21 protein-coding genes are annotated in these 21,224 nt (G+C 64.6%); 7 read left to right on the top strand and 14 right to left on the bottom strand.

Translation table 11 applies throughout. The features are described 5' to 3' along the window. Positions 1–26: 26 nt before the first annotated feature. The gene (locus OU994_RS29450; protein ID WP_281608782.1) at positions 27–872 is read left to right on the top strand and encodes a fumarylacetoacetate hydrolase family protein; all 846 of its coding nucleotides are present in this window, start codon (positions 27–29) and stop codon (positions 870–872) included. On the opposite strand, the gene OU994_RS29445 is transcribed toward OU994_RS29450, so the two are convergent. Then, positions 873–2,210, bottom strand: coding sequence for an aspartate aminotransferase family protein (locus OU994_RS29445; RefSeq protein WP_281608781.1), 1,338 nt, complete (start codon positions 2,208–2,210; stop codon positions 873–875). 95 nt (positions 2,211–2,305) lie between these two features. Here OU994_RS29445 and OU994_RS29440 point away from each other — a divergent pair, with 95 nt between their 5' ends. Further along, positions 2,306–2,860 (top strand): carboxymuconolactone decarboxylase family protein, encoded by a 555-nt coding sequence (locus OU994_RS29440; RefSeq protein ID WP_281608780.1) that lies wholly within the window; start codon positions 2,306–2,308, stop codon positions 2,858–2,860. A gap of 171 nt (positions 2,861–3,031) precedes the next feature. Here the strand turns inward: OU994_RS29440 and OU994_RS29435 are convergent, their stop codons facing one another. Genes OU994_RS29435 through yjgA form a run of 3 tightly spaced genes read right to left on the bottom strand, consistent with a single transcriptional unit; the run spans position 3,032 to position 4,984 of the window. Further along, positions 3,032–3,700 (bottom strand): alpha/beta hydrolase, encoded by a 669-nt coding sequence (locus OU994_RS29435; RefSeq protein ID WP_281608779.1) that lies wholly within the window; start codon positions 3,698–3,700, stop codon positions 3,032–3,034. A gap of 11 nt (positions 3,701–3,711) precedes the next feature. Beyond that, positions 3,712–4,386, bottom strand: coding sequence for a molybdopterin adenylyltransferase (gene mog / locus OU994_RS29430; RefSeq protein ID WP_281608778.1), 675 nt, complete (start codon positions 4,384–4,386; stop codon positions 3,712–3,714). Further along, a complete protein-coding gene (gene yjgA, locus OU994_RS29425) occupies positions 4,367–4,984 on the bottom strand; it encodes a ribosome biogenesis factor YjgA (RefSeq protein WP_131143843.1) in 618 nt (205 codons plus the stop codon). The genes mog and yjgA overlap by 20 nt, the downstream gene beginning before the upstream one ends. Before the next feature lie 91 nt (positions 4,985–5,075). Between yjgA and pmbA the strand changes: the two genes are divergently transcribed. The 3 genes from pmbA to OU994_RS29410 all read left to right on the top strand — a co-directional run bounded on the left by pmbA (position 5,076) and on the right by OU994_RS29410 (position 11,766). Next, a complete protein-coding gene (pmbA, locus tag OU994_RS29420) occupies positions 5,076–6,428 on the top strand; it encodes a metalloprotease PmbA (protein ID WP_131143844.1) in 1,353 nt (450 codons plus the stop codon). 83 nt (positions 6,429–6,511) lie between these two features. Next, positions 6,512–7,600 (top strand): TRAP transporter substrate-binding protein, encoded by a 1,089-nt coding sequence (locus OU994_RS29415; RefSeq protein ID WP_131143845.1) that lies wholly within the window; start codon positions 6,512–6,514, stop codon positions 7,598–7,600. A gap of 467 nt (positions 7,601–8,067) precedes the next feature. Continuing rightward, a complete protein-coding gene (locus tag OU994_RS29410) occupies positions 8,068–11,766 on the top strand; it encodes a TonB-dependent receptor (protein ID WP_281608777.1) in 3,699 nt (1,232 codons plus the stop codon). 422 nt (positions 11,767–12,188) lie between these two features. On the opposite strand, the gene OU994_RS29405 is transcribed toward OU994_RS29410, so the two are convergent. The 5 genes from OU994_RS29405 to OU994_RS29385 all read right to left on the bottom strand — a co-directional run bounded on the left by OU994_RS29405 (position 12,189) and on the right by OU994_RS29385 (position 15,152). Next, positions 12,189–12,974 (bottom strand): DUF2145 domain-containing protein, encoded by a 786-nt coding sequence (locus OU994_RS29405; protein ID WP_281608776.1) that lies wholly within the window; start codon positions 12,972–12,974, stop codon positions 12,189–12,191. Further along, positions 12,971–13,390: a hypothetical protein gene (locus OU994_RS29400; protein ID WP_281608775.1), complete on the bottom strand. Its 420-nt coding sequence runs from the start codon at positions 13,388–13,390 to the stop codon at positions 12,971–12,973. Before OU994_RS29400 ends, OU994_RS29405 begins: the two co-directional genes overlap by 4 nt. Before the next feature lie 85 nt (positions 13,391–13,475). Further along, positions 13,476–14,270 carry a DUF2145 domain-containing protein gene (locus tag OU994_RS29395; protein ID WP_229420663.1) on the bottom strand — a complete coding sequence of 265 codons (795 nt, stop codon included), beginning with the start codon at positions 14,268–14,270 and terminating at the stop codon, positions 13,476–13,478. Next, positions 14,267–14,671, bottom strand: a complete 405-nt coding sequence (locus OU994_RS29390) for a hypothetical protein (RefSeq protein WP_281608774.1) — start codon at positions 14,669–14,671, stop codon at positions 14,267–14,269. Before OU994_RS29390 ends, OU994_RS29395 begins: the two co-directional genes overlap by 4 nt. Before the next feature lie 85 nt (positions 14,672–14,756). Continuing rightward, on the bottom strand, positions 14,757–15,152 hold the full coding sequence (locus tag OU994_RS29385; protein WP_281608773.1) for a hypothetical protein: 396 nt from the start codon (positions 15,150–15,152) through the stop codon (positions 14,757–14,759). A 129-nt stretch (positions 15,153–15,281) separates the two neighbouring features. Here OU994_RS29385 and OU994_RS29380 point away from each other — a divergent pair, with 129 nt between their 5' ends. Continuing rightward, positions 15,282–16,148, top strand: coding sequence for a helix-turn-helix transcriptional regulator (locus OU994_RS29380; RefSeq protein WP_281608772.1), 867 nt, complete (start codon positions 15,282–15,284; stop codon positions 16,146–16,148). On the opposite strand, the gene OU994_RS29375 is transcribed toward OU994_RS29380, so the two are convergent. Further along, on the bottom strand, positions 16,069–17,193 hold the full coding sequence (locus tag OU994_RS29375; protein WP_281608771.1) for a M14-type cytosolic carboxypeptidase: 1,125 nt from the start codon (positions 17,191–17,193) through the stop codon (positions 16,069–16,071). The genes OU994_RS29380 and OU994_RS29375 overlap by 80 nt on opposite strands. Before the next feature lie 142 nt (positions 17,194–17,335). On the opposite strand from OU994_RS29375, the gene OU994_RS29370 reads away from it, so the two are divergent. Next, entirely contained in the window at positions 17,336–18,421 is a 1,086-nt protein-coding gene (locus tag OU994_RS29370; protein ID WP_281608770.1) for a TRAP transporter substrate-binding protein, read from the top strand. Positions 18,422–18,456: 35 nt separating this feature from the next. Here the strand turns inward: OU994_RS29370 and OU994_RS29365 are convergent, their stop codons facing one another. The 4 genes from OU994_RS29365 to OU994_RS29350 all read right to left on the bottom strand — a co-directional run bounded on the left by OU994_RS29365 (position 18,457) and on the right by OU994_RS29350 (position 21,218). After that, positions 18,457–18,897 (bottom strand): DNA-binding protein, encoded by a 441-nt coding sequence (locus tag OU994_RS29365; RefSeq protein ID WP_281608769.1) that lies wholly within the window; start codon positions 18,895–18,897, stop codon positions 18,457–18,459. Further along, complete coding sequence (locus OU994_RS29360) at positions 18,857–19,459, bottom strand: nucleotidyltransferase domain-containing protein (RefSeq protein ID WP_281608768.1); 603 nt, start codon at positions 19,457–19,459, stop codon at positions 18,857–18,859. Before OU994_RS29360 ends, OU994_RS29365 begins: the two co-directional genes overlap by 41 nt. 203 nt (positions 19,460–19,662) lie before the next feature. Continuing rightward, positions 19,663–20,211: a cysteine hydrolase family protein gene (locus OU994_RS29355; RefSeq protein ID WP_281608767.1), complete on the bottom strand. Its 549-nt coding sequence runs from the start codon at positions 20,209–20,211 to the stop codon at positions 19,663–19,665. Positions 20,212–20,327: 116 nt separating this feature from the next. After that, the gene (locus OU994_RS29350) at positions 20,328–21,218 is read right to left on the bottom strand and encodes an MBL fold metallo-hydrolase (RefSeq protein WP_281608766.1); all 891 of its coding nucleotides are present in this window, start codon (positions 21,216–21,218) and stop codon (positions 20,328–20,330) included. Positions 21,219–21,224 lie beyond the last annotated feature (6 nt).

Raw genomic sequence — 21,224 nt, 5'->3', positions numbered from 1 at the left:
TCGCCGCATCATGAGTAGGAGAGAAAATGAAACTGGTTCGTTATGGGCGCGTCGGCAAGGAAAAGCCGGGCCTGATCGATGATGAAGGCAGGCTGCGCGACCTGTCGGGCGTGATCGGCGACCTCGCCGGCGCCAATCTGTCGGACAAGGTATTGAAGAAGATCGCCAAGGTCCCGCACGACACGCTGCCGCTGGTGCGCGGCAATCCGCGCTTCGGCGTGCCGGTGGGGAAGGTGGGCAAGTTCATCGGCATCGGCCTCAATTACGCGGACCACGCGGCCGAATCGAACTTGCCGGTGCCGAAGGAACCGATCGTGTTCATGAAGGCGATCACCAGCCTGTCCGGCCCGGACGATCCGGTGATGCTGCCCAAGGGCTCGAAGAAGACGGACTGGGAAGTGGAACTGGGCGTCGTCATCGGCACCCGCGCGCGCCATGTCAGCGAAGCCGATGCCGAGAAATACGTGGCCGGCTACTGCGTGGTGAACGATGTCTCCGAGCGCGAGTTCCAGCTCGAACGGGGCGGCCAGTGGGACAAGGGCAAGGGCTGCGACACGTTCGGCCCGGTCGGCCCGTGGCTCGTCACGCGCGATGAAGTATGGGACGTCAACGACCTCGACCTGTACCTGGAAGTGAACGGCAAGCGCATGCAGACGGGGAACACGTCGACGATGATTTTCAAGGTGCCGCAGATCGTCGCGTACCTGTCGCAATTCATGACGCTGGAACCGGGCGACATCATCGCCACCGGCACGCCGCCCGGCGTGGGCATGGCGCGCAAGCGCTTCCTGAAGAAGGGCGACCTGCTGCGGCTCGGCATCGCCGGGCTGGGCGAGCAGCAGCAGGACGTGATCGGGTTCCAGCAGTTCTGATCAAGCCGGCCGGATCGCCGCCAGGGCCCGCCCCAGCGCATCCGACAGGCGGCTGACGATCTGCGCCAGGTCCGCCTCGGTGGCGATGAACGGCGGCGCCAGCAGGATATGGTCGCCGCGCCTGCCGTCGGCCGTGCCGCCCATCGGGTACACCATCAGCCCGCAGTCCATCGCCTGCTCCTTCACCGCCGCGAACAGCTTCAGGTCCGGGTCGAACGGGCGCTTCGTTTCGCGGTCCTGCACCAGTTCCAGCCCCACCAGCAAGCCGCGGCCGCGAATGTCGCCCACGTGCGGATGCGTACCGAACGCATCGCGCAGCATGCGCCGCAGCGTGGTGCCGCGCACGGTGGCCGCGCCCAGCAGGCAGTCGCGCTTGATGATCTTCTGCACGGCCAGCGCGGCGGCCGCCGCCACCGGGTGGGCGTTGTACGTGTGCCCGTGCTGGAAGACGCCGCTGCCGCCGCGCAGCCGTTCCACCACGTGGTCGCGCGCCAGCACGGCGCCGATCGGCTGGTAGCCGGCGGCCAGGCCCTTGCCCAGCGCGACCAGGTCCGGTACCACGCCATCCTGCTCGATGGCGTACAGCGTGCCGGTACGGCCCATGCCGCACATGACTTCGTCGGCGATGAACAGGATGCCGTACTTGTCGCACAGCGCGCGCACGCCCTTGAAGTAGCCGGGCGTGGGCGGCACGGCGCCCAGCGTGGCGCCCACCACGGGTTCGGCGCAGAAACCGATGATGCTGTGCGGGCCCACGTCGAGGATGGCCTGTTCCAGTTCGGCGAGCAGGCCGGCGGTGTATTCGGCGACTTCCTGCCCGGCCGGGCGATAGCGGTATTCATGGCATGGCGACACGCGCGCCACGTCCATCAGCAGCGGTTCGAACTGCCTGCGCCGCGCCTCGTTGCCGCCCAGGGCCAGCGCGCCCAGCGTATTGCCGTGGTAGCTTTGCTGGCGGGCGATGAAGATGCGGCGTTCGTGTTCGCCATTCTCGACGAAGTACTGGCGCGCCATCTTCAGCGCCGATTCCACCGCCTCGGAACCGCCAGACACCAGGTACACGTTGTTCAGGTCGCCCGGTGCATCGGTGGCCAGGCGCTGCGCCAGTTCCTCGGCCACGTCGGTGGTAAAGAAGCCCGAGTGCGCGTAGGCCGTCGTTTTCATCTGCGCGCCCATCGCGGCCAGCACGTCCGGGTGGCCATGGCCCAGCGACGACACGGCCGCGCCGCCGCTCGCATCCAGGTACGTATTGCCTTTGCTGTCGCGCAGGTACATGCCGAACGCGCACACGGCGGTGGGTGGCGTATGGCGCAGGTTCCGGTGGATCATCTTGCTCATGGTGTCCTCGTCGTGGTGGCTTGTCCTGGCGACAGTAGCCTTGAGGAAACACCGTGGTATTGATTTATCTCGTGCCTTCAGCGAGTATTTCCCACATGACAGATCGCCTGCCCCCGATTGCGCCGGAACATATGACGCCGGAACAACACGTCGCCGCCCAGGCCGTCATCGACGGTCCGCGCGGCGCGCTGTACGGTCCCTTCGTGCCGCTGCTGCGCAGTCCCGAACTGATGCAGCATGCGCAGCGGATGGGCGAATACCTGCGCTACCGCAGCGCGCTGGGCCCGCGGCTGGCCGAACTGGCGATCCTGGTCGCCGCGCGGCACTGGAACCAGCAGGTGGAGTGGGCGATCCATGCGCCCATCGCGGTGGAAGCGGGCATTGCAACGGGCATCGTCGACGCCATCGCGCAGCGCCGCGCGCCAGCCGGCCTGGCACCGGACGAGCAGGCGGTGTTCGACTTTTGCATGGAGCTGCAGCGGGACAGGCGGGTGTCCGACGCCACGTACGGCGCCGCGCTGCGCCGGTTCGGCGAGCACGGCGTCACGGACCTGATGGGATTGTGTGGCTACTACACGTTCCTGGCGATGGTGATGAACGCCGCGCAAACGGCGGCGCCACCATCCCCGGCCGCGCCACTGCCGGAGTGATGTGAAATACGGCGGCGAAAAACGGTGGCAGTCACCATTTTTCTAAAAACGGTGACAGTCACCATTTTTCTTGCAACAGTCGTTGCGATGTAAATGGTGCCTGTCACCGTTTTTGCTGCAACAGTCGTTCCGGTTTAATCGGTGCCTGTCACCGTTTTTGCCGCAACAGTCTTACTTCAGGATCTTGTGCAGCCAGCCGGAGATGTCGTTCACTTCTTCCGGGCATACGGAGTGCTGCATGTAGTAGTCGTGCCACTCGACCTGGTAGCCCAGCGATTGCAGCAGGTCGCGCGAGGCGGTGGCGCGGGCGATCGGGATCACCGGGTCGAGCCGGCCGTGCACGAGGAAGATCGGGGTGTCCTGGTTGGCGGGGCTGCGCTCGGCGGCCACCTTGTCGGCCATCGGCACGTAGCCGGACAGGCACAGCAGCCCGGCCAGCTTTTCCTGGTGGCGCAACCCGGTCTGCAGGGTCATCGCGCAGCCTTGCGAGAAGCCGCCCAGGATGATGCGGCTGGCCGGGATGCCGCGCGATTTTTCCCGGGCGATCAGGGCTTCCACCTGCGCCTGCGAGGCGCGCAGGCCTTTTTCGTCTTCCTGGCGGCCCAGGTCGGTATGGGCGATGTCGTACCACGAGCGCATCACATAGCCGCCGTTGATGGTCACCGGCATGGTGTTCGCGTGCGGGAAGATGAAGCGGATGCCCGGCAGGCCGGACAGGTTCAGTTCCTTCACGAACGGCACGAAGTCGTTGCCGTCCGCGCCCAGGCCGTGCATCCAGATGATCGCGACCTGCGGGTTGTCGTTGGTGGAAACTTCGATATTGGGCAGTACGTCGATCATGGATGTCCTCGTCATTGCAGGGGCGTGGCCGCCGCCTTGTTGTCGGGTGGATTGCGCAGTGCCGACTTCGGCCGGAACGCCTTGCACACGGCGCCGTCGGTTTCGATATACGGGCCGCCGATCAGGTCGATGCAGTAGGGCACGGCGGCGAAGATGCCGGCGGCGACCTGGTTGCCGGCGTCGTCCTTCAAGCCTTCCAGCGTTTCCTTGATGGACTTCGGCTGGCCGGGCAGGTTCATCACCAGCGCGGCATGAGGTGGCGACACGTCGGGTATCTCGCGGATCACGGCGACCTGCCGCGACAGGATCGCGGTCGGCACGAAATGCAGGCTGATCTGCCGCATCTGCTCGCCGAAGCCCGGCATTTCCTTGGTACCGATGGCCAGCGTGGCTTCGGGCGTCACGTCGCGGCGGGCCGGGCCGGTGCCGCCGGTGGTCAGCACCAGGTGGCATTTCACCGTATCGACCAGTTCGACCAGCGTGGCTTCGATGGTGGCGCACTCGTCCGGGATCAGGCGCGTCTCGACGCGGAACGGCGTGGTGATCGCGCTGCGCAGCCACTCTTCCAGCGCGGGGATGCCGGCGTCCTGGTAGACGCCGCCGCTGGCGCGGTCCGACACCGACACCAGTCCGATCACGAGCTCGGCCGGCTCCCGGCTCACCTGGTCATTCGTCCCGTTCGTCATCGTCCTCATCCTCGGCATCGGCGTCGGCATCGGCAGCCGCCTTGGCCGCGCCGCGCGTCTTGGCGTCCAGTTCCTTGAGCAGCTGGAAGATTTCGCGGTACGCCTTCGGCGGCTTGTTCTCGGCCTGTTCCTTGCGCGCATTGCGGATCAGCGCGCGCAGGTGCTGGGCATCCAGTTCCTGGTGCTCGGCCAGCAGGGTGGTCAGTGCCTGGTCGTCGGCCAGCAGCTTGTCGCGGCGGCGCTCCAGCGCATGCAGCGCGGCCGTATCGGCCTTCGACGCGCCTTTCCAGCCTTCGATGGTGCGCTGGATGATGGCCACTTCCTCTTCGGTCAGCGTGCGCATCTTCTTGCCGACGAATTGCAGCTGGCGGCGGCGGCCTTCGTGATTCTTGATGTTCTGGCATTCCAGAATGGCATCCTTCACGTCCTCCGGCATCGGCACGCGCTTCACGCGGTCGCGCGGCTGTTCCACCAGTTCGAGGCCCAGGGCTTGCAGCGCGTCGGACTGGCGTTTCATTTCGGTCTTGGAGGGACGCTCGTATTTTTCCTGGAACTCGGAGGAATCGAAGCCGACGGCCCCGCGGTTTGCATTTGGCATGATGAAAAACGCGCCACTTCAGGCGCGCCTGTAAAAACGGTAAACGGCTGCTATGATAACTGTTTTAAAGATTAGCCGACCAAAACACCCTATGAGCGAATCGCATTTCACCCACAGCCAGGACCAGTTGAAACAGATCGCGCGAGACGTATTGAGTTATGCGCGCGAGACCGGCGGCACCGATGCCGCCGTCGAGATCAGCGAAGGTAGCGGCCTGTCGGTGTCGGTTCGCAAGGGCAAGATCGAGACGATCGAGCAGAACAAGGACAAGGGCCTCGGTGTCACCGTCTTCGTCGGCCAGAAGCGCGGCAATGCATCGACGTCGGATTTTTCCACCGCATCGCTGCGCGCCACCGTGGAAGCGGCCTACAACATCGCCCGCTTCACGGCGGACGACGAAGCGGCCGGGCTGGCGGAGGAACACCTGCTCGAACGCGACCCGCGCGACCTGCAGCTGTTCTACCCGTGGCCCATCAGCACCGAGGAAGCAGTGGTGCTGGCGCAGCGCGCCGAGGCCGCCGCATTCCAGGTCGATCCCCGCGTGACCAACAGCGAAGGCGCCGGCGTGCACGTGCAGCAGTCGCACTTCGTGTCGGCCAACTCGCGCGGCTTCATCGGCGGCTACCCGTATTCGCGGCACACCATCTCGGCCACGCCGATCGCCGGCAAGGGCGCCCACATGCAGCGCGACGACTGGTACAGCTCGGTGCGCGATCCGAAGAAGCTGGCCACGCCGGAAGCCATCGGCCGCTATGCCGCCGAGCGGGCGCTGGCGCGGCTGAACGCGCGCCAGATCACCACGCGCACCTGCCCGGTGCTGTTCGAGGCACCGCTGGCCGCCGGCCTGCTGGGCGCATTCGTGCAAGCCACGTCGGGCGGCGCGCTGTACCGCAAGTCCACCTTCCTGCTCGATACGCTGGGCCAGCAGGTATTCCCGGAACACGTGCAGGTCAGCGAAGATCCGCACGTACCGGGCGGCATCGGTTCGGCGCCGTTCGATGAGGAAGGCGTGCGCACGCAATACCGCGATGTCGTCAAGGATGGCGTGCTGCAGGGCTATTTCCTGTCCACCTACACGGCCCGCAAGCTGGGCATGCAGACCACCGGCAACGCCGGCGGCTCGCACAACCTGTCGCTCACGTCGAATCTCACCCGGCCGGAAGACGACTTCGCCGGCATGCTGAAGAAAATGGGCACCGGCCTGCTGGTCACCGAACTGATGGGGCAGGGCACCAACTACGTGACGGGCGATTACTCGCGCGGCGCCTCCGGTTTCTGGGTCGAGAACGGCATCATCCAGTATCCGGTCGAGGAAATCACCATCGCCGGCAACATGAAGGAAATGTTCCGCCAGATCGTCGGCATCGGCAACGACGTGCTGATCCGTGGCACCAAACAGACGGGTTCCATCCTGATCGAAAAGATGGTCGTCGCCGGCAACTGAACAGTTGCCACGCCATCGGCGTTTCCCTACACTGTCCTGAGCAGTAACGTTTTTCCTACGCTATAAAAAACTCAGGAGACCGTATGGAACGTCGACGCTTCATTGCGAAGGCTGCCGCGGGCGCAGGTGCGGGCATCATCGCCGCTCCCGCCCTGGCGCAGTCCCAGCCCACCATTTCCTGGCGCCTCGCCTCCAGCTTCCCCAAGTCGCTGGACACGATCTTCGGCGCTTCGGATACCTTTACCAAGCGCATTTCCCAGCTCACCAACGGCAAGTTCACCATCCGCTCGTTCGCGGCCGGAGAAATCGTGCCGGGCCTGCAGGTGCTCGATGCCGTACAGGCCGGCACCGTGGAGTGCGGCCACAGCGCCTCGTACTACTACTTCGGCAAGGATTCCACGTTTTCCTTCGATTGCGCGGTGCCGTTCGGCCTCACGTCGCGCCAGCACACCGCCTGGTACGACCAGGGTGGCGGCCGCGAACTGATGCGCGCGTTCTTCAAGGACTACAACATCATCAATTTCCTGGGCGGGAATTCCGGCACGCAGATGGGCGGCTGGTTCCGCAAGGAGATCAAGTCGGTGGCCGACCTGAAGGGCACCAAGATGCGCGTGGCCGGCTTTGCCGGCAAGGTGCTGGAACGGCTGGGCGTGGTGCCGCAGCAGCTGGCCGGCGGCGACATCTACCCGGCGCTGGAAAAAGGCACGATCGATGCGGCCGAATGGGTCGGCCCGTACGACGATGAAAAGCTGGGCTTCTTCAAGGTGGCGCCGTTCTACTATGCGCCCGGCTGGTGGGAGCCGTCGGCCTCGTTCACGTTCTACGTGAACATCAAGGAATGGGAAAAACTGCCCAAGGAGTACCAGGCCGCCATCGAGGTGGCCAGCTACGAGGCGCATGTGTCGATGCAGGCCGAATACGACGTGAAGAACCCCACCGCGCTGGCCCGGCTGCTGAAGAACGGCGTCAAGCTGCGTACCTATCCGCGCGATGTGATGGATGCCTGTTTCAAGACTTCCACCGCCGTGATGGAAGAGGAAGCCTCGAAGAACGCCAAGTTCCGCAAGATCTACGACCCGTGGAAAAGATTCCGCCAGGACCAGAACCAGTGGGCCTCGGTGGCCGAGGCGCCGATCCAGAATTACCTGATCAATGCGGGGCGCGGAAAATAATATCCAGATAGAAAAATAAGATACTCCGAGGTTATATGAAGCCGGCGTGGTCGACCACCGCCGGCTTTTTGTTTTGGCTCGCTATATTCAAACGCTATAGGTTTTTGGCGGTCTGGAATACCTCCGCCGTTTTACGCCACCAACTTGGATATGCGTATTTGGTTTTATACAACGGTGACCAACTGGCGGTCGATTGCGCAATGGTGCACTGCAAAATACCGTCACTTCGATCACCTTGCTGAGCGATAGCGCACAATACTGCGCATTTCGCCGACTGATAACGATTCCAGTTTCCCATTATCCCGCCTGCCAGTGAATCGAAGCCATTCTTATGCTGCGTTCGCAACTTTTTAATTTGATCAACTTGCTGAGTGATGGCCGGGCGGCCAATGTAACGCTGCAATAAGCCGCTTAAATATACCCACGTAATCAAGAGCAAGAATTCAATTAAAAAAGTGGAGTAGCGAATGCATAGTTTCACCAACAAGCCAATCCGGCTCAGCACGCTGAGCGCGGCCGTCTCGCTGGCGCTGGCGTCGATGGCGGGCAGCGCACCGGCCCTGGCGCAGCAGGGCGCGGCCGGGGCGTCGGCCGAGCCGATCCAGAAAGTGCAGGTGGTGGCCACCCGCGCATCGCAGCAGTCGGGCATCGAGCGCAAGAAGAACGCCGCCACCGCGATGGACTCGATCGTCGCGGAAGACGTGGGGGCCTTCCCCGATCGCAACGTGGCCGAAGCGATTTCGCGCATCGCCGGCATCGCCGTGGAGCGCGGCGACTTTGGCGAAGGCACCAGCGTGGCCGTGCGCGGCAATTCGCCGGACGTTACCCGCGTGGAGATCGACGGCCAGGGCGTGCAGGCCGGCGGCGGCACCGACCTGAATGGCGGCGGCAGTGGCCGAGGCGTGGAGCTGCGCGAGATCTCGGCCGACCTGATCAAGAGCGTGGACATCGTCAAGGGTGCCACCGCCGACATGACGGAAGGCTCGCTGGGCGGCGGCGTCATCATCAAGACCCGCACCGGCCTGGACTTCAAGAAGCCGTTCTATTCGCTGCGCCTGGCCGGGTCGCAGAATTCGCTGAACAAGGACTGGACGCCCGACGGCAACCTAGTGCTGGCGAACCAGTTCCTGAACGGCCGCCTCGGCGTGGTGTTCAACGGTTCCGCTTCGCAGTTGCGCAACGAAGGGCACTCGGCGCAAGTGACCAGCAACAACGCCGGCTATGCCCGCGCCATCGACTTCGACAACTCGCCGGAGAAGACGTTCGCATTCAATCCGTCTACCGTCGACCTCGACAACGCCAGCGCCACCCGGCCATTCCTGCAGAGCCAACTGGCCGCGGGGAGCGGGTTCTTCAACGCCGCCTCGCCGCTCGAACTGATCCAGCGCTCGGCGGCGGCACAAAGCAAGGCGGACTGCTACGCGGCGTTCCCCAACCTGACGCCGGCCGAGGTCAATTCGATCAAGGAAGGCAACACGCGCACCGGCGCGATCAACCAGCGCGGCAATGAACTGCTGACGTGCCTGAACCAGTGGAACGATTACACGCCCCTGCAGCTGCGCTACGTGCAGAAGCGGCAGATCGACAAGCGCCGTTCGTTCGACCTGCGGCTGGACTTCAAGCTGACCGACGAACTGACCGTGTTCGGCAAGGGCAGCTACCAGCGCCGCCGCGTGGACGACAATTTCCTGACCTACGGCCTGGGCGGCCTGTCCGTCAATCCCACATCGACGGCCAGCCCCACCTACAGCGGCGCCGCCTATACCGAAGACAAGGCGGCCGGCACGCTCTTGCCGGTGGCCGGTTCCGGCTACCACAGCTACGACACGCCGACCTGGCGCCGCGAGAACTTTCCATGGACGAACGCGGTGGTCAACGTCGATCCCCGCTCCGTCACGGTCGACGCCAACCACCATGTGACCGGGTTCACGATCGCCGACGGCAACATGAGCACGGACCAGATCCACAACATCATGGAAACCAGCAGCCGCTACCTGCAGCTGGGCGGCACCTTCCGCCGGGGCGGGCTGCTGGCCGAGTTCATGGCGGGCGATGCCAGGTCCGATTTCACCAAGGGCGACAAGCGCACCACCTTCACCTACAACTACGGGCCCGCGACGCTGTCGGTACTGCCCAACGGCCTGTGGACCTACGCTTTCCCGCAAGGCAACCCGTCCGCGGCCACGCCGGCGCAATATGCCACCGTGCGCCCGGCGGCAGCGCCCCTGACCGAGGTGAAGGCGGCCGGCAATGTCTTCAATGGCGTGCCGGCCTATACGATCGACCAGCAGCCCTTGCAGTCGCAGGCACCGCAGATCACGTTCACGCCGAAGATCAGCGACACCAGCGAACGCACCGCGAAGCTGGACCTGACGTACTCGCTGCCCGGCGAAGTGCCGTTCCTGACGCGCCTGAAGACCGGCTTCAATTTCCGCGATACTTCCGGCAACAGCTGGGGCGCCGGCGGCTACGAAGCACAGTCGGCGGTGGGGGATTACGGCAAGCCGGGTTACCAGCGCGCGATCCTGGTGCCGTCGGCGAACGTGCGCAGCACCTTCGTCGCCTGCCAGGACACGCCAGGCTCGCTGGGCGCGGGCGGCAAGCCATGCCAGTACGGTTTCGTACCGAGCAATTCGTATGGCGCCGCGACGATCCAGTCGGGCCAGACCGTGCTGACGCCGGCGCAGTTCCAGGACATCATCGCGCAATCGATGCAGAAAGCCACCACCCAGTTCTTTGCCGGTGCCAAGGACCGCCCGGCCGAACTGATCAACGGCTGGACCGAGATCGACGTGGAGAAGGTGTTCGGCATGGTCGGATCGCCGAACGTGAACTACAACTGCGTGAAGGAATGCGTGGGCACGGATGGCAAGGTGTACCAGCAACCGGTGAGCAAGTTCCGCGAGCGCACCAGGTCCGGCTACATCATGACCGACTTCGCGCTCGACCACGTGCCGTTTTCCGAACGCCCGCTGCCGTTCGGCATGGAGCTCGACGGCAATGCCGGCGTTCGCGTCGTCAATACCCGGGTCGAAGGCACGGGCAACATGACCTTCACGTCGATCGTCCCGACGGCCAATTTCGATCCACAGAACCCGAACGTCGCCGGCGGTACGGCCACGACCTCGATCACGCGCGCCACCACGATGGAGGCCAGCGACACCGACTACCTGCCGATCTGGAACCTGGCACTGTGGGTGGTGCCGAACCAGTGGGTGGTGCGCTGGCACCAGTCGAAGTCCGTGGCGCGCCCGGGCGTCGGTTCGCTGCTTCCATCGGGTACCTGCACGTTCGACGCAACGCGCGCGCTGGTGTCCGGCAGCGACGACTCGGACATGCGCTGCTCGGGCACGGTGGGCAATCCGGCGCTGCGGCCGCAGTCGAACCGCAACCAGAACCTGTCCGTGGAATGGTATCCGAACATCGACTCGATGTTCTCCGTCACGGCGTTCCGCCAGAAGGGCAAGATCGGTCCGGCGCAGGTGGCCGGCGTCAGCGGCATGAAGGTGTTCCAGGGTTCCAACCTGGTCGATCCGCAAACCGGCACGGCGCTCGATGATGTGGACTTCAGCTACAACACGTGGGAAAACGGCGCCGCCACCACCCGCAAGGGCTACGAGTTCTCGTCCAAGACGGCGTTCACGTTCCTGCCCTGGCACTTCCGCTACTTCGGCCTGGACCTGAACTACACCAAGCTGCGCTCGGCCACGTCGGCCGTCAACGTGGTGGACCTGATCACGGGCGATCCGCTGCCGCCGGCCCGCGAGTCGAAGTACTCGTACAACTGGTCGCTGTGGTATGACGACGGCAAGCTGTCGGCCCGCGTGGCGGTGCAGGCCGTCGCCGAGTACTTCACCTGCATCGCCGCCTGCGGCGCGAACTCGGTGAACAACTACCCGAGCGCCGGTGGTGGCAGCCGGATCGGCGTGCAGCCGTACAACCCCGGCTCGCCGAACTTCCGCGATGCCAACCGCTTCATCGACGCCAAGATCGCCTACCGCATCAACGACTCGATCGAGATCTTCGCCGAGGGCCGCAACCTGGGCAAGGAAACCACCTCGAACAGCCAGGGCAAGTATGCCGCCTTCGCCGACGGCACGCCGAGCATCAACGACTACTCGTACCCGGGCCGGCGCCTGATGGTGGGTATCAACCTGCGCAATTGAGGGCGGAGTGTCGTAGTAAAACCGTGCACAGGCTCTAATGTCGCTTGATAAGCCCACCCCAAGTGCAATTCCGGGGTCAGGGTGGAGTACTGGCTGGTAGGCCAGTACCGCTACGCCGGCAAGGAGCGATGCTCCTTGAAACCCCGGCTACGCCCCGGCGGGTGTAGCAGGGGTTTCGCGAAGCCTGCTTCGCGCCTGCGGAACGATGCTGGCATGCATGCCAGCATTCCTCCCTGACCCCAGCCCTTCGCTGTTGGGGTGAATGTATGCGCTTCCAATGTGTCGGATAACGCTTGACTTAGCGGCATTAGGGACAGGCTCCAATTTTCCGGAAACTTTCTGGAGAATCGGAGCCTGTCACCGGTTTTTTCCCGGAATGTGAGCCTGTCACCGGGATGTGATCGAATCAGGCCCAGGAGCCGTCAATCGACGACGAACACCCTCGCGGCGCTATCCGATGCACGCACGAAGCGCACGATCGCATCGGTGGTGATGGTGTCGATCTGCCCCGCCATGCGGCGGTCGAACGGGTGGTCGTCGAACATCACGTTGGCGCGGAACATCCGGCCGCCCAGCCGCGTGAACATCGGCACCTCGATCGTCAGCGGCGCAAAACCGGCACCTTTCAGCCATTGCTGCGCCTCCGCCCGCGTTTCCACCTTGCCCGGCGGGGCGTTGGCCGCCGCGAGCGTTTCCAGTACCCACTGGTTGGAGTTCTGGTAGCGGGTCGAGAACGCATAGGCCAGCATGCTGTAGCGGGGCTCGTGCAGGCGGCGCGGCGTGCGCGTGCCGAGCAGTGCTACCAGCCGGGCCTGCACATCCGCCCCGGGAACCAGCACGTGCGTCGCGTGGCGGTGCAGGCCGATCAGCAGGAAATTGCCGATGCCTTCATGCCACAGGTCCGAGCCGGCCGTGCCGCAGTCGTTCAGCTCGTGCACGACGGTCCAGCGGCCTTCCGCATGATCGCGCACCACGAAAGCCATGTGCGAGTACACCAGGCCATACTTGCTCAAGTCTTGCCCGGCGCGGGAAATCATGGCCACGGCCGCGCCGCTGTCATCGAGCGCCTTCAGCGTGCGCTGTGCCAGCTTCATCGTCGTCGTCACTTCTTCCAGCGGCAGCGGGGCCTCCTCGCAACTGCGGCCCGCCAGTGCGAACGGCGCGGCCAGCAGCAGCGCGGCCGCCACCATCGGCACCAGCGCCTTCATTGCGGCACCCTGGAGCGATGCAACAGGACTTCGCCCAGCTCATTGGGAATGAAGGCGAGGACCTTGCCCGACAGGACCAGCGCATGCCCCGTGGAGGTGGCAACGACGTCCACCACCGTGCCGGCCGCGACGGAAAGGCTGGTGGCGGCCGCGCCGGACAGGCGCACCGTCGAGCGACTGGCATTGCCCATCCTCTCCACCACCAGCACAAGATCCTCGCCCATTCTTTGCGAGCTGGCCACGACGACGCTGCCGGCGATCAGCGAACCGAGAACGACGACGCCGGAAATTTCCCCGACACTGTGCGACAGCCCGGATTGGGCAAGGGCGGGAGTGTGAGTGAGGGCGGTGGAGCAGGACAGGACAATGGACAGGGCAACGGAAAGAACACGGAACCGGGCAGGCAGGCGAGTCATGGCGATACTCCAGCGGTTGGGGAGCCGCCATGATCCTGCCCGCCGTGGCCGCCGGTGCTGATCTAAGGCAACGCGAGGCCGTCTGTCATTCGACCGTGATCACCTTCGCCGCCGGATCCACCGCCTGCACGTAGCGCACGATCGCATCGGTGGTGATGGTGTCGATCTGGCCCGCCATGCGGCGGCCGAACGGATGGTCGTCGAACGCCACGTTGGCGCGGAACATGCGCCCGCCCAGGCGCTTGACGCTGGGTACGTAGACCGTGATCGGCGCGAAGCCGGTCTGCTTCAGCCAGGCCTGCGCCTCCTCGCGCGTTTCCACCTGGCCGGCCGGCGCGCTGGCGGCGGCATACGTTTCAAGCACCCACTGGTTCGAGTTCTGGTAGCGCGTCGACCAGGCGTAAGACAGCATGTTGTAGTCGGCATCGTGCAGGCGGCGCGCGGTGCGGGTGGTGACCAGCTGGGCCAGCCGCGCCTGCGCTTCGGGGCCGGGGATGACCACCTGGGCGTCGTGGCGGAACAGGCCGGACAGGAAGAAGTTGCCCAGGCCTTCGTTGTACAGTGCCGAGGCGGCCGTGCCGCACTCGTTCAGTTCATGCACGACGGTCCAGCGCCCGGCCGGGTGGTCGCGCACCACGATGCCCATGTGCGAATAGTGCAGCCCATACTTGCTCAGGTCCTGGCCGGCCCGCGACACGAGCGCCACCTGGCTGCCGCTGGCATCGAGCGCCTCGAAGGTGCGCTGCGCGAGGTCCATGGACTTCACGGTCTCGGCCACCGACATCGGCGTTTCCTCGCACGAGCGCCCGGCCCACGCGGGCGCCGCCACGACAAGGCAGGCGGCAACCAGCAGCCGCCGCATCGCTTTGCCCGCCATCATTTCACCTCCGAGTGATGCAGCAGCGCCTTGCCCAGTTCGTTCGGAATGAAGGCCAGCACCTTGCCGGAGAAGACCAGCATGTGGCCCGATCCCGTGGCCACCACGTCGAGCGTCGTGCCGGCCGCCACGGACAGCTGCCGCGCGGCGTTGCCGGACAGGCGCACCGTGGCCTTGCTGGCGTTGGACGTGTTGGTCAGCACGAGTTCCACGCCATCACCGATGTCCTTGACACTCTCGACGATGGTGGCGCCGGAAGCTCCTGCCACGAAGACGGATCCCAGCACGACATAGCCGGAGGCCAGCCCGCTGACCATCGAGGCTTCCGAAGGGGCGGCTTGCGCTGTGGGCAGCGTGCCCAGCAGCGACGCGGCCAGTGCAAGGGGGAGCAGGATTTTCTTCATCAATATTCCTTGGCGGTGATCGGCTCGCCATGATGGCGCGCCTGGGTCGGTTGGGCAATGGCTCCGGCAAACCGCAGCCAGCGGCTCAGGAAGCGCGTTCGGTGCGCAGCAGCGCCTTGCCGGCTTCATTGGGGATGAAGGCGATCACCTTGCCCGATGCGACCAGCAGGTGGCCGGTGGCCGTCGCCGACACGTTGACCACGGTGCCGGCAGCCACCGACAAGCCTTCGGCCGCCTTGCCGGACAGGCGCACGGTGGCGCGGCTGCCATCCTTCACGCTTTCCAGCACGAGGTCGATGCCGTCGGCGGCCTTGTCCACCGCCACCACGACGACGCTGCCGGCGATGACGACCGATACCAGCGAGCCGGCCGCCACGAAGCCCGAAGCGTCGCCGATGGCCCCGGATGGGCTGGACGCGTCCGCGGCCTGGCCGGTGGCGCAGGCAAACGAGAGCAGGGTGGCGAGCAGCAGGCTTTTCATGATGCGTTCCGTATAAGTGAAGGTGCACGCATCATCGGCCGTGGCGGACGGCGCGGCAAGTGCCACGTCCACAGTGGCGGGCCGTTGCTGTTAAAGTATCGTAAAGCGATACTATCAAGGGGGGAGAGTATGTCGAGCAGCATGATGCTGGTGGATGGATTGAAGCGCGAGCTGAAGGCGCGCGGCATCACGTATGCGGAACTGGCGCGGCGCATCGGCATGTCGGAAGCCAGCGTGAAGCGCATGTTCGCGCAGCGCAGCTTTACCCTGCAGCGCCTCGATGAAGTGCTGGCCGCGGCGGGCCTCGAACTGCTCGACCTGACCCGCTCCGCGCTGGAAGCGCCACGGCTGATCGCGCAACTGAGCTATGCGCAGGAAGAAGAATTGATCGGCGACCCGAAGCTGCTGCTGGTGGCGGTGGCGGCGCTCAATGGCGTGCCGGTCGATGAACTGGTGGCCATGTTCGCGCTGACCGAGGCCGAAACCGTGAAGTACCTGCTGCGGCTCGACAAGATCGGCTTCCTCGTGCTGAAGCCGAATAACCGGGTGAAACTGCTGGTGGCGCGCACCTTCGACTGGATTCCGGACGGCCCGATCCAGACCTGGTTCCGGCGCGAAGCGGCCGCCGACTACCTCGATGCGCACTTCGACGGCGAAGGCGAGATGCTGCGGCTGGTGAGCGTGATGCTGTCGCCGGCGTCCACCGTGGCGCTGCTGGAACGGCTGCGCCAGGTGGCGGACGACTTTTCGCAGCAGCACCAGGCCGATGCGCGGCTGCCGTACGAGGCGCGGCAGTCGATGACGTTCCTGCTGGCCGCGCGTCCGTGGATGCCGGAAGCCTTCGCGGCGCTGCGCCGGGAACTGAATGCTCCCGGCCAGGCCGCTCGCGAACCTGGCGGCAAACCAGATGGCGGAATTACCGGCGCAGTGCGGCCAGCACCGGCTGCAGCACCGCGGCACCCAGCTTCATCGAGCGCGCGCCGTTCCAGCCGTTGACCGGATCCGGGTCGTTGGCGTTGTCCTTGAACGGCAGTTCCAGGGTCAGCGACAGGCAGCCGAACAGGTGGGTGATGTGCGGCGAACCCATGGTCAGCACTTGCGGCGTGAAAGGCGCGTCCGGGTAGCCGAATTCGCTCTGGAAGTCCGGGCTGGCGACCTTGAAGTCGGCGATGAAGGCATCCTGCTCGGCCTTCTGTTCCGGCGTGAAGTTTTCCAGCGAATCGCTGCCGGCCACGAACACGTAAGGCAGGCCTTCGTCGCCATGCACGTCCAGGAACAGGTCGCAACCGGTTTCCTGCATCGCCTGCTTGACCAGGAACACTTCCGGGCTGCGCTCCATCGTCGGCGTATTCCACTCGCGGTTCAGGTTCGCGCCGGCCGCGTTGGTGCGCAGGTTGCCGCGCACCGAGCCGTCCGGGTTCATGTTCGGCACCACGTAGAACACGGCCTCTTTCAGGCACTGGCTGGCGAACGGGTCGGACGGGTCGAGCAGCGCTTCGACCATGCCTTCCACGAACCACTCGGCCATCGTTTCGCCCGGGTGCTGGCGCGCGATGACCCACACCTTCTTCGGCGCGTCCGGGTCGCCGATGACCAGCATGTTCAGGTCGCGGCCATCGACGGTGGAGCCCAGGTCGACCAGTTCGGCCAGCGGCGACAGCTGGGCATTGTCCAGCAGCGACAGGTGGCGTTCCCACGAATACGGCTCGAAGTAGGCGTAGTACACGCTGTCGTATTCGGGCGCGTGCTCGATGGTCATGACTTCGCCGTCGTAGCTGGTGGGCACGCGGAACCACGTGTCGCGGTCGTAGCTGGCCACGGCCTGGTAGTCCTTCCAGCCATCCGGGTAGGCGGCCTTGCCGGCGTTCAGGAAGCGCACCGTCAGCGGCACGCCCGCCGCGCCCTGCACGCGGAAGTAGAACCACTGGGTGATGTCGGCATGGGAATCCTTGCGGATATTGAGGTCGATGTCGCCGGCGCTGGTAACGCTGACGACATCGATGGCGCCAGCGTCGAACTGGCTGCTGATCTTGATAGACATTGTGTGTCCCTGTTGTGGATTGGGGCGCCTTGTGGCGCGAGCCCGCCATGATACGGCTTTTGTGTGGCCAACGCAGCCCCGGGCGTGCCGCGCACCGGCTGGCGGGGCTACAATGGCTCGTCCATTCACAAGGAGTCCGTCGATGCAGCGCCGTTCCTTCCTGACCAGTTCCGCCGCCGTGGCGGGTACCGCCTCGCTTGCCGCGCCGGCCCTTGCCCAGGCCCAGCCCACCGTCAGCTGGCGGCTGGCGTCGAGCTTCCCGAAAACGCTGGACACCATCTACGGCTCGGCCGAAAACTTCGTGAAACGGGTGGCCCAGCTCACCGGCGGCAAGCTGCAGATCCGCCAGTTCGCCGCCGGCGAAATCGTGCCCGGCCTGCAGGTGATGGACGCGGTGCAGGCCGGCACCGTTGAAATGGGCCACACGCCGGCCTACTACTACTTCGGCAAGGACCCCACTTTCGCGTTCGATTGCGCCGTGCCGTTCGGGCTCACGTCCCGCCAGCAGACGGCGTGGTTCGACCAGGGCGGCGGGCGCGAACTGCTGCGCGAGTTCTACCGCGGCTATGGCATCGTCAACTTCATGGGCGGGAACACCGGCGTGCAGATGGGCGGCTGGTACCGCAAGGAAATCCGCTCGGTGGCGGACATGCGGGGCCTGAAGATGCGCGTGGCCGGTTTCGCCGGCCGCGTGATGGAGCGGATGGGCGTGGTGCCCCAGCAGATCGCCGCCGGCGACGTGTATGCCGCGCTGGAAAAAGGCACGATCGACGCCGCCGAATGGGTCGGCCCCTACGACGATGAAAAGCTCGGCCTGGTGCGCGTCGCGCCGCACTACTACACGCCGGGCTGGTGGGAAACCGGGCCGCAGCTGTCGCTCTACGTGAACAGCGGGCAGTGGGACAAGCTGCCGAAGCAATTCCAGGCCGCGCTGGAGGCGGCCGCCTATGAATGCCACGTGCGCATGCAGGCCGACTACGACGCCCGCAACCCCGCCGCGCTGGCCCGGCTGCTGAAGAACGGCGCGAAACTGCACCACTTCAGCAAGGATGTGATGGATGCGGCGTTCAAGCAATCCACCACCGTGATGGAAGAGGAAGCCGCGAAGAACGCGAAATTCCGCAAGATCTACGAGCCGTGGAAGAAGTTCCGGCACGACCAGAACCAGTGGGCTTCGGTGGCCGAGGCGGCCATGCAGAACTACCTGATCGCCGCGGCGCGCAAGTGAGAGGCCCCGAGTGGAAGGCGATGCTGACCTTACCTTCAGTATAAATCTGGCCGGTGCTCGGCCAGCCATGCCCGAACATGGGCCAGCAGGGCATGAGCCTGCCGCTGGCATTCCTCGACCGCGGTCGGGCTGATGGGCTCGCCATCATAGTCGTTGATGTTGCGTTGCTTGCGCAGGCTATCCAGTACCACGACAGTCCTGGCATCGAGGCCGACCGACAGGGTGAGTGCCTGAATCGCGGTTTGATGATGGCCGGGCTTGCTGGTCGAAGTACGATAGCCATTGGCCATGAGGCTCGCCATTGCGCACTGCATCACGCATTTGTACGCGGCATCGAAGCGGTTCTCATCGCTGATGGCGGTAACGGCCGCATCGGCAAGGTTGCGTTCGGCTGCCGTCAAGATTCGCTGGATGTCTTCGCGCTGGGCGTTGAATTCAACGAGGCTCCGGATGGCCAACAAGTTTTGCAAAGTCATCGCCATTCCCGATCAAGAAGAGCTTGGGTTTGTTGACCACCTCATGCGCCCACGTATTGTTGGCCGCGTACTTGGCGCGAAAGTCATCTGCCCGGTACACCACAGGGTTGATTTCACGCTGTACCGCTTCCTGGGCTGGATGAAGGACTTCCACAACGTCGGCAAATCCGATATCACCGAAGACCAGCACGTCCACATCGGAGTGGGCAGTCTCTTCTCCCCGCGCCACCGAACCGAATACCAGCGCACACTGGATGCGGTCAGCCAGGGGATGAAGAGCGTCGGCCAGAACAGTGGCCATCCCCGAGGTCTTGCGCAACAGGCCGGCAAGCTCCGCAAACACTGGACAATCCCGGTTGGCACGATAGTGGACCTGGTTTCCGATACGCTGCTTCGACAAGATTCCGACTTCCTCCAACCTGATTAGTTCCCGGTTGATAGTGCCCGGCAGTGCATCGAGCTGGCGCGCCAGCTCGCGCACGTGCCAAGCCGTATCGGGATGCAACAGCAAGGCCGAAAGGATGCGAGTGCGGAGAGGACCGAGCAGAAAATTGGCAAGCATGCTTGAATGTATCATAAAATGAGACATCCGTATCCAAATGGGATACGAGTGTCTCCGAAAAAGATACATATTCTCAACTCAGAAATAGCAACGTGATGCGCTCGGGATTGGCCCGCAAGTTTCGCCAGCGCATACTCATGCACGGTATTCACGCCCAGCCACCGCCATGCCCAGCCAGGCCGCACGAACCGGCTGGCAGCCTGTCAGCTGGCCAGGTACTCGTCGGTACTGAGCACGGACGCATAGCCGAACGCGAGTGCCGACATCAGCGCGGTGTGCACCTGCGCCGCCGGTACGGTCGAGCCATTGAACTCGAGCTCGCGCGTGGCGCAGGCATCGTGCACGACCCTGGTCTTGTAGCCGAAGTCCGACGCGGCGCGCGCGGTGGCGTCGATGCACATGTGGCTCATGGCACCGACGACGGTCACTTCCTCGATCCCGTTCTCGTCGAGCATCTCCTTCAGCGGGGTCTTCAGGAAGGAATTCGGGAAGTTCTTGACGATGACGGGTTCGCCTTCCAGCGGCGCCACGGCTTCGTGGATCTTCACGCCATCCGTACCGCGCTGGAAGTACGGCGCTTGCGCATCGGCGGATTCATGGCGGACGTTGACCACCAGCTCGCCCCTGGTCCTAGCATCGGCGATCACGCGTGCGGCATTGTTCAGCGCATCGTGGATGCCTTCCAGCGGCAGTTTGCCGGCGGGCAGATATTCGTTCTGGAGGTCGACGACGACGACGGCTCTCTTGCTCATGGGATTTCCTTCCTTGGATTGAATATTGGGACAGGCGCGTGCCTGTCGAAACCGCGTGCCCGGGCGCCGTGGGGAGCTGGTGCGGCGCCGAACAGGCACATCGTGCAGCGTAGCTATCAGAACTTCAGGATATCGCCATCGGCCGGAATGCGGACGCGGTCCTGGATGCCGTGCTGCGTGACGTGTTCCTGCAACTCCTTGCGGCTCAGCGTCATATGGTTGATCGCATCCAGGTGGGTCGCGACGATGGTCGCGTTCGGCATGCGCTGATAGGCGTGCAGCACATCGTCCTTGCCCATGATGATCGCACCCTTGACGCCCACCATGCGGGCATCGCCGGCGTTCAGGAGGATCACGTCGGGCTTGAACCTGGCCAGCGCCTGGTCGACTTCGCTGTGCCAGATCGTATCGCCCGCGACATAGACGGTTTTCACGCCGGGCGCCTGGAAGACGATGCCCATCGCCTTGCCCAGTCCCTCGGCCAGTTGCCTGTTCGAGTACATTTCATCCGTGCCATGCTGGCCGCCGGTCCGCGTCAGCCGCACGCCTTCGAACAGGGTACCTTCGCCGAGGATGCGCACATCCGTGTAGCCCTGGCTGCGAATCAGCTTGGCATCGCGCTCATCCTGGACGAACAGCGGCATTGCCTTCGGGATGAACTGGTGGTCGCCACCGTCCCAGTGGTCGAGGTGGGTATGGCTGACGATCACCGCATCCACCCCTTGCAGGATATCCCGTGGCGGCATCGGCAGTTCCACCAGCGGGTTGCGCAGCTGGCTGTTGAAGGTGCCCGGGAAGCCTGGATAAGTGCCTTTCCTGGCCAGGAAGGGATCGAGCAGGAAGGTCTTGCCCGCGTAGTGGATCTTCGCCGTGGCATTGCGGATTTGCTGTACCTGGACAGCCTGTTGCCCGGTCTTGGGGACGGTATCCGGGGCCGCGTGGGTCCCGATGCTCGCCGCGCCCAGGGTCAGGGAAAGCAGGAGGGCCAAAGTTGTCGATCGTTGCATGTACTG

This window comes from Pseudoduganella sp. SL102, from assembly GCF_027856995.1.
GTDB classification, from domain to species: domain Bacteria; phylum Pseudomonadota; class Gammaproteobacteria; order Burkholderiales; family Burkholderiaceae_D; genus Rugamonas; species Rugamonas albidiflava.
Note: the sequence above shows the minus strand (reverse complement) of the source record. Positions and strands in the feature narration are given on the sequence as shown.

Coding starts and splice junctions, on each gene's coding strand:
- OU994_RS29450 (WP_281608782.1), top strand. CDS start 27: ATGAAACTGGTTCGTTATGGGCGCGTCGGCAAGGAAAAGCCGGGCCTG.
- OU994_RS29445 (WP_281608781.1), bottom strand. CDS start 2,210: ATGAGCAAGATGATCCACCGGAACCTGCGCCATACGCCACCCACCGCC.
- OU994_RS29440 (WP_281608780.1), top strand. CDS start 2,306: ATGACAGATCGCCTGCCCCCGATTGCGCCGGAACATATGACGCCGGAA.
- OU994_RS29435 (WP_281608779.1), bottom strand. CDS start 3,700: ATGATCGACGTACTGCCCAATATCGAAGTTTCCACCAACGACAACCCG.
- mog (WP_281608778.1), bottom strand. CDS start 4,386: ATGACGAACGGGACGAATGACCAGGTGAGCCGGGAGCCGGCCGAGCTC.
- yjgA (WP_131143843.1), bottom strand. CDS start 4,984: ATGCCAAATGCAAACCGCGGGGCCGTCGGCTTCGATTCCTCCGAGTTC.
- pmbA (WP_131143844.1), top strand. CDS start 5,076: ATGAGCGAATCGCATTTCACCCACAGCCAGGACCAGTTGAAACAGATC.
- OU994_RS29415 (WP_131143845.1), top strand. CDS start 6,512: ATGGAACGTCGACGCTTCATTGCGAAGGCTGCCGCGGGCGCAGGTGCG.
- OU994_RS29410 (WP_281608777.1), top strand. CDS start 8,068: ATGCATAGTTTCACCAACAAGCCAATCCGGCTCAGCACGCTGAGCGCG.
- OU994_RS29405 (WP_281608776.1), bottom strand. CDS start 12,974: ATGAAGGCGCTGGTGCCGATGGTGGCGGCCGCGCTGCTGCTGGCCGCG.
- OU994_RS29400 (WP_281608775.1), bottom strand. CDS start 13,390: ATGACTCGCCTGCCTGCCCGGTTCCGTGTTCTTTCCGTTGCCCTGTCC.
- OU994_RS29395 (WP_229420663.1), bottom strand. CDS start 14,270: ATGATGGCGGGCAAAGCGATGCGGCGGCTGCTGGTTGCCGCCTGCCTT.
- OU994_RS29390 (WP_281608774.1), bottom strand. CDS start 14,671: ATGAAGAAAATCCTGCTCCCCCTTGCACTGGCCGCGTCGCTGCTGGGC.
- OU994_RS29385 (WP_281608773.1), bottom strand. CDS start 15,152: ATGAAAAGCCTGCTGCTCGCCACCCTGCTCTCGTTTGCCTGCGCCACC.
- OU994_RS29380 (WP_281608772.1), top strand. CDS start 15,282: ATGTCGAGCAGCATGATGCTGGTGGATGGATTGAAGCGCGAGCTGAAG.
- OU994_RS29375 (WP_281608771.1), bottom strand. CDS start 17,193: ATGTCTATCAAGATCAGCAGCCAGTTCGACGCTGGCGCCATCGATGTC.
- OU994_RS29370 (WP_281608770.1), top strand. CDS start 17,336: ATGCAGCGCCGTTCCTTCCTGACCAGTTCCGCCGCCGTGGCGGGTACC.
- OU994_RS29365 (WP_281608769.1), bottom strand. CDS start 18,897: ATGACTTTGCAAAACTTGTTGGCCATCCGGAGCCTCGTTGAATTCAAC.
- OU994_RS29360 (WP_281608768.1), bottom strand. CDS start 19,459: ATGCTTGCCAATTTTCTGCTCGGTCCTCTCCGCACTCGCATCCTTTCG.
- OU994_RS29355 (WP_281608767.1), bottom strand. CDS start 20,211: ATGAGCAAGAGAGCCGTCGTCGTCGTCGACCTCCAGAACGAATATCTG.
- OU994_RS29350 (WP_281608766.1), bottom strand. CDS start 21,218: ATGCAACGATCGACAACTTTGGCCCTCCTGCTTTCCCTGACCCTGGGC.